The sequence below is a fragment of the Faecalicatena contorta genome (assembly GCF_021531995.1).
In the GTDB taxonomy this organism is placed as follows: domain Bacteria; phylum Bacillota; class Clostridia; order Lachnospirales; family Lachnospiraceae; genus Dorea_A; species Dorea_A contorta_A.
Genome location: NZ_JAFBIZ010000223.1, coordinates 1 through 1,808 on the forward strand (window position 1 = coordinate 1; position 1,808 = coordinate 1,808).

Annotated in this window: 3 protein-coding genes; all 3 read left to right on the forward strand. The window is 40.1% G+C overall.

Annotated elements, in window-relative coordinates; translation table 11 throughout:
• Nucleotides 1–29 precede the first annotated feature (29 nt).
• A complete protein-coding gene (locus JQM82_RS15420; protein WP_235251295.1) occupies nucleotides 30–440 on the forward strand; it encodes a Fur family transcriptional regulator in 411 nt (136 codons plus the stop codon).
• Between the two features lie 97 nt (nucleotides 441–537).
• Nucleotides 538–1,083, forward strand: a complete 546-nt coding sequence (locus JQM82_RS15425) for an NADH peroxidase (RefSeq protein WP_235251296.1) — start codon at nucleotides 538–540, stop codon at nucleotides 1,081–1,083.
• A 153-nt stretch (nucleotides 1,084–1,236) separates the two neighbouring features.
• Nucleotides 1,237–1,773, forward strand: coding sequence for a rubrerythrin (rbr, locus tag JQM82_RS15430; protein WP_235251297.1), 537 nt, complete (start codon nucleotides 1,237–1,239; stop codon nucleotides 1,771–1,773).
• Nucleotides 1,774–1,808 lie beyond the last annotated feature (35 nt).

The window sequence follows — 1,808 nt, forward strand, 5'->3', positions numbered from 1 at the left end:
TTATTATCATTATTGAAAGGAGGCTTAAAATGGCAACTTTAAAATACAGCAGGCAGAGAGCTTCTATTAAAGAATATTTATCAAATACTATGGAACACCCCACTGCTGATACCGTATATCTCCACGTAAGAGAAGAATTTCCAAACATTAGCCTTGGCACAGTCTACCGTAATCTGAATCTGCTGGCAGATATCGGAGAAGTCATAAAGATCTCCACCCCAAACGGAGGCGACCGATTCGACGGAAAAACGGATCCTCACTACCATGTTGTCTGTAACCGTTGCGGTAATGTATTCGATCTGAAAATGAATGAAGAACACATCCACAAGATCAACGCTCTTGCAAATCAATCTTTCGATGGAATCATCGATTCACACACTACTTTGTTTTATGGCATTTGCGCTGATTGCGCTGAGAAAGAAGAAAAAAAGTTGAAATAATAATTGACAAAATGAATCAGTTGTGGTAATTTAATATCAGTAACAATTACTAATATTAAAATCAATAAAATTTAAATAAGAAAAGGAGAACTTCATCATGAAAAAATTTGTATGTACAGTATGTGGTTATGTTTACGAAGGCGAAGCTGCACCGGAAAAATGTCCAGTATGTGGCGTTGGCGCAGATAAGTTCAAAGAGCAGACCGGTGAAAGAGAATGGGCTGCAGAGCACGTTGTAGGTGTTGCTAAGGGCGTTAGCGAAGACATCCTTGCAGACCTGAGAGCAAACTTTGAAGGCGAGTGCTCTGAAGTAGGTATGTATCTTGCAATGGCAAGAGTTGCTCACAGAGAAGGATATCCGGAGATTGGATTATACTGGGAAAAAGCTGCTTATGAAGAAGCTGAACATGCTGCTAAATTCGCAGAATTACTTGGAGAAGTCGTAACAGACAGCACAAAGAAGAACCTTGAGATGAGAGTTGACGCTGAGAACGGTGCAACAGCTGGTAAGTTTGATCTTGCAAAGAGAGCAAAAGCTGCTAATCTTGACGCGATTCACGATACAGTACACGAGATGGCTCGTGACGAAGCTAGACATGGAAAAGCTTTCGAAGGTCTGTTAAAGAGATACTTTGGCGAGTAATCCCATTTAATAACATTGAGGATGAATCCCGGATTTATCCTCATTTTTTTACGGAATATTCACATGAGTCTTCCGTTATATAAGTTTTCACCCTACTCGTTAATGTGAAAACTAACTATCTGTTCGAAAATAATTATAAGGAGGAACGAAAATATGTCAAAATATGCAGGAACAAAAACAGAAAAAAATCTTATGGCTGCATTTGCAGGAGAATCTGAAGCGCGTAACAAATACACTTACTACGCTTCTGCTGCAAAAAAAGCCGGTTTTGTACAGATGGCAAACATCTTTGAAGAAACAGCTAATCAGGAAAAAGAACATGCTAAAATGTGGTTCAAGGAATTCCACGGAATCGGAACAGTAGAGGAAAATCTTGCTGATGCTGCAGCAGGCGAGAACTACGAATGGACAGAAATGTACAAACAGATGGCTGAGGACGCCAGAGAGGAAGGATTCCCTGAACTGGCTGCAAAGTTTGAACTGGTTGGCGAAGTAGAGGCTGCACATGAAAAACGCTACAACAAACTGCTTGAAAATTATAAGAACGGAACTACCTTCAAGGGAGATGCTCCTCTTGGATGGAAATGTAACAACTGTGGATATATTTACATCGGAGAAGATGCCCCTGAAGTATGTCCGGTATGTGCTCATCCAAAGGCACATTTTGAACGCAAGGCTGAAAATTATTAATCCCTTATAAAGTATATAAAAGAGGGAATGTTGCC

What these genes read in the sequence shown, in the direction of transcription:
- JQM82_RS15420 (WP_235251295.1), top strand. Translation starts at nt 30, where the DNA reads ATGGCAACTTTAAAATACAGCAGGCAGAGAGCTTCTATTAAAGAATAT.
- JQM82_RS15425 (WP_235251296.1), top strand. Translation starts at nt 538, where the DNA reads ATGAAAAAATTTGTATGTACAGTATGTGGTTATGTTTACGAAGGCGAA.
- rbr (WP_235251297.1), top strand. Translation starts at nt 1,237, where the DNA reads ATGTCAAAATATGCAGGAACAAAAACAGAAAAAAATCTTATGGCTGCA.